Here is a 4873-nt window from a genome sequence, read left to right as displayed (position 1 = left end):
TCGATCGGTGAGATCGCGGCGGCGCATGTGGCGGGGGTGTTCTCGCTGGAGGACGCGGTTCGTCTGGTGGTGGCGCGGGCGCGGTTGATGCAGGCCCTTCCGTCCGGTGGAGCGATGGTCGCGGTGCAGGCGACGGAGGAGGAGGTTCTGCCGCTGTTGGTCGACGGTGTGTCGATCGCGGCCGTCAACGGCCCCTCGTCCATGGTCATCTCCGGTGACGAGCAGGAGGTCCTGGAGGTCGCGGTGCGGCTGGCGGAGCTGGGGCGCAAGACGACGCGTCTGCGCGTGTCGCACGCGTTCCACTCGCCGCTGATGGATCCGATGCTGGAGGAGTTCCGGGCGGTCGCGGAGGGCCTGTCGTACGAGGCTCCGCGCATCGCGGTGGTCTCCAACCTGACCGGCGGTACGGCTTCGGCCGAGGAGTTGTGCTCGGCCGGGTACTGGGTGCGCCACGTCCGCGAGGCCGTGCGCTTCTCCGACGGTGTGCAGACCCTCGCCGACCGGGGCGTGACCACGTTCCTGGAGCTGGGCCCCGACGGCGTCCTCGCCGCCATGGCCCAGGAGACGGCACCGCAGGGCGCCGTCGTCATACCGGTCCTGCGCAAGAACCGCGACGAGGAGACCACCCTCATCGGCGCGCTCGCCCGGCTCCACGTCCACGGAGCGGGCCCCCGCTGGTCCGCGTTCTTCGCCGGCACCGGAGCCCAGTGGCTCGACCTGCCGACGTACGCCTTCCAGCGCGGCCGTTTCTGGCCGGACGTCATGCCGGGCGTCACCCCCACGGGCGGCGACGCGCAGGACATCCGGACGACGGACCGCGCGTTCTGGGACGCCGTGGAACAGGAGGACTTCGCTTCGCTGGAGGCCACCTTGGACGTCGAGGGCGACGCCCTCTCGAAGGTGCTGCCGGCCCTGTTCGACTGGCGTCGGCAGCAGAACGACGAATCGGTCATGGAGGGCTGGCGCCACCGGATCGTCTGGAAGGCGCTGACCGGCGGAGCCACCGCGAACCGCAAGGCCCTGACGGGGACCTGGCTCGCCGTGATCCCCGCCGAGTTCACCGAGGACCCCTGGGTGAACGCCGTACTCGACGCGCTGGGCACCCAGGTCGTACGGCTGGCAGTGGCCGGCCCCGACCGGGCCGCGCTGGCCGGGGAGCTGCGGTCGCGCACCGAGAACGGCACACGCTTCGCCGGTGTCCTCTCGCTCCTGGCCCTGCGGGAGACCGCGGCGGGCAGCGTGCCCGAGGGAGTCGCCCTCACCGCCGTGCTGCTCCAGGCGCTCGGCGACGCCGCCATCGGGGCGCCGCTGTGGTGCGCCACCCGGGGCGCCGTGTCTGTGAACCGCACGGACACCGTGAACCACCCGCTCCAGGCCGCCGTATGGGGTCTCGGCCGGGTCGCCGCGCTGGAGTACCCGGAGCGCTGGGGCGGTCTGGTCGACCTCCCGGAGACTCTGGACGAGCGGGCCGCGGCGGGCTTCGCCGGAGCACTGGCGGGCCTCGACGGCGAGGACCAGCTCGCGGTACGCACCTCCGCGGTCCTCGCCCGGCGCCTCGTACAGGCCCCCGGCAAGCGGCCCGTCCGCACCTGGGACCCGAACGGCACCGTGCTGATCACCGGAGGCACCGGCGCCCTCGGTGCGCAGGTCGCCCTCCGGCTCGCCAAGGACGGCGTCCAGCACCTGGTACTGCTCAGCCGCAGCGGCCCTGCGGCGCCGGGCGCCGACGCACTGCGGGCCCAGCTCGACGGGCTCGTCACCACGGTCACCGTCGCGGCCTGCGATGTCGCGGACCGCGCCCAACTGGCCGCCGTACTCGTGGACATCCCGGCCGAACACCCGCTCACCGGAGTGATCCACGCCGCCGGTGTGCTGGACGACGGAGTGCTCGACCGGCTCACCCCGGAGCGGTTCGAGGCGGTCTTCCGCTCGAAGGTCACCTCGGCCCTCCTGCTCGACGAACTGACCCGTGGATCGGACCTCACGGCGTTCGTGCTCTTCTCATCCGCCTCGGCGGCCGTGGGCAACCTCGGCCAGGCCAACTACGCGGCGGCCAACTCGGTCCTGGACGCCCTCGCCGAACGGCGCAGGGCACAGGACCTCCCGGCGACCTCGGTCGCCTGGGGAGCCTGGGGAGGCGGCGGAATGGCAGAAGGAGCCGGGGCCGACGAGGCCGCCAAGCGCGCCGGAGTCGGCGCCATGGACCCGGAACTGGCCTGCGAGACCATGCTCAGGCTGGTCATGGAACCCGAGCCGACCGCGGTCGTCGCGGAGGTCGCGCTGGACCGCTTCGTCGCGGCCTTCGGCACGGCCAGGCCCAGCGCCCTGCTCCGGGAGTTCCCCGGATACGACAGCATGGTCGCCGCCACGGCGGCGCCCGTGGACAGCGCGGCCGAGACCGGGCTGCGGTACCGGCTCGCCGCCCTGTCGGCGAACCGGCGCCTCGAAACCGTCGTGGACCTGGTCCGCACCCAGGCCGCTCAGGTTCTCAGCTACCCGGACACGGACGCCGTCGGCGCCGAGAAGTCCTTCCGGGACCTCGGAGTCGACTCACTCGGAGCAGTCGAGCTGCGCAACCAGCTCAACAAGGCCACCGGCCTGAGCCTCTCCGCGACGCTCGTCTTCGACCACCCCACCCCCAGCTCCCTCGCCGAACACGTGCTCGGACAGCTGATGCCCGAGAACGCGGCGGGGACCGACAGCGAAGAAGCGGAGATCCGGGCCCTGTTGGCCTCGGTGCCGCTGGCACAACTGCGGGACATCGGTGTGCTGGAACCGTTGCTCCAGCTGGCAGGACGGGGCGAAAGCGCCCCGGCGGAAGACGACACGTCCGACGAGTCCATCGACTCGATGGCAGTGGCAGACCTGGTACGGGCCGCGCTCAACGGCCAGTCCGACCTGTAGCGCGAGAGTGATGGAGCAGACGATGAACGCCCCTACCGAGAACGCACCCGCCGCCGGCGTCGTGGAAGCACTCCGCGCCGCGATGAAGGAGTCCGAGCGACTGCGGCGACAGAACAGAATGTTCGTCGCCGCGGCCCGGGAACCCATCGCCATCGTGGGAATGAGCTGCCGGTTCCCCGGTGAGGTCTACTCCCCGGAGGACCTCTGGGAGCTCGTCGCCTCCGGCACCGACGCCATCTCCGGTTTCCCCACCGACCGTGGATGGGACCTGGACGCCCTGCGCGACAGCACCACCGACGAGCGCGACACCTCCGTCAGCCAACAGGGCGGATTCCTCAGCTGCGTAACCGACTTCGACCCGGGCTTCTTCGGCATCTCACCCCGCGAGGCCGTCACCATGGACCCCCAGCAGCGGCTGCTGCTGGAGACCACCTGGGAGGCCATCGAGCGGTCCGGTATCGACGCCACCCGGCTGCGCGGCACCCGTACCGGCGCCTTCATCGGCACCAACGGGCAGGACTACGCCTACCTCCTGGTCAGGTCGCTGGACGACGCGACCGGCGACGTCGGCACCGGCATCGCCGCCAGCGCCGTCTCCGGCCGCCTGTCGTACGCGCTCGGCCTCGAAGGCCCGGCCATCACCGTCGACACCGCGTGCTCGTCCTCCCTCGTCGCGCTCCACCTGGCCGTGCAGTCGCTGCGCAACGGCGAATGCGGACTGGCGCTCGCCGGTGGCGTCAACGTGATGTCCACCCCCGGCTCGCTCATCGAGTTCAGCCGGCAGGGCGGTCTCGCCAGGGACGGCCGCTGCAAGGCGTTCTCCGAGTCCGCCGACGGCACCGGCTGGTCCGAGGGCGCGGGCGTCCTGATGCTGGAGCGCCTGTCCGACGCGCAGCGCAACGGACACCCCGTCCTCGCCGTGATCCGGGGCTCTGCGGTCAACCAGGACGGCGCCTCCAACGGCTTCACCGCGCCCAACGGTCCCTCGCAGCAGCGGGTGATCCGCCAGGCGCTCGCCAACGCCAACCTCGGCCCGGCCGACGTGGACGCCGTGGAGGCCCACGGCACCGGTACGCCGCTGGGCGACCCCATCGAGGCGCAGAGCCTGCTCGCGGGCTACGGCCAGGACCGGGAACGCCCGCTGCTGCTCGGTTCCGTGAAGTCCAACATCGGCCACACACAGGCCGCTTCCGGCGTCGCCGGCATCATCAAGATGGTCATGGCGATGCGGCACGGCGTCGTGCCGAAGACCCTGCACGCGGACGAGCCGTCCACGCACGTCGACTGGTCCGCGGGCAAGGTCGAACTGCTCACCGAGGCCCGCGAGTGGCCGGACTCCGGTCGCCCGCGCCGCTCCGGCGTCTCCTCGTTCGGGGTCAGCGGCACCAACGCCCATGTGATCGTCGAGCAGGCGCCCAGCGCCGACGCGACCCCCGCCAAGGCGACGGAGGAGACCGCTCCCGCGCGCCGCGCGAGCGCGGTGCCGTGGGTCGTCTCGGGCCGGACCGCCGAAGCGCTGCGCGACCAGGCGGCCGCGCTCCTGAGCAGGCTGGAGCGCGAGCCCGGACTGCGCGCGGTGGACACCGCGCTCTCCCTGGCGACGTCCAGGGCGAGCCTGGAGCACCGTCTCGCGGTCGTCGCGGACGAGGACAGCGGCTCAGGGCGTGCGGCACTGGCGGCCTGGCTCAAGAACGGCACGGCTCCCGGCGCGGTGGAGGGCCTGGTCTCGGGACGCACGAAGAGTGCGGTGTTGTTCTCGGGTCAGGGTTCGCAGCGGTTGGGGATGGGCCGGGAGTTGTACGGCCGGTTCCCGGTGTTCGCGGAGGGGCTGGATTCGGTACTGGTGTTGTTGGACGGTGAGTTGGGCCGTTCGTTGCGTGAGGTGATGTGGGGCGGGGACGCGGAGCTGTTGAACGAGACGGGTTTCACTCAGCCGGCGTTGTTCGCCATCGAGGTGGCGTTGTTCCGT

2 protein-coding genes are annotated in these 4873 nt (G+C 72.0%); both read left to right on the top strand.

Translation table 11 applies throughout. The features are described from left to right. On the top strand, positions 1–2904 hold a 2904-nt coding region (locus tag ACWD0Y_RS36165), incomplete at its 5' end, for an SDR family NAD(P)-dependent oxidoreductase (RefSeq protein ID WP_450264499.1). 22 nt (positions 2905–2926) lie between these two features. After that, on the top strand, positions 2927–4873 hold a 1947-nt coding region (locus ACWD0Y_RS36160; RefSeq protein WP_450264498.1), incomplete at its 3' end, for a type I polyketide synthase.

It is taken from the genome of Streptomyces altiplanensis (assembly GCF_053591575.1).
This window is presented reverse-complemented; position numbering and strand designations above follow the sequence as displayed.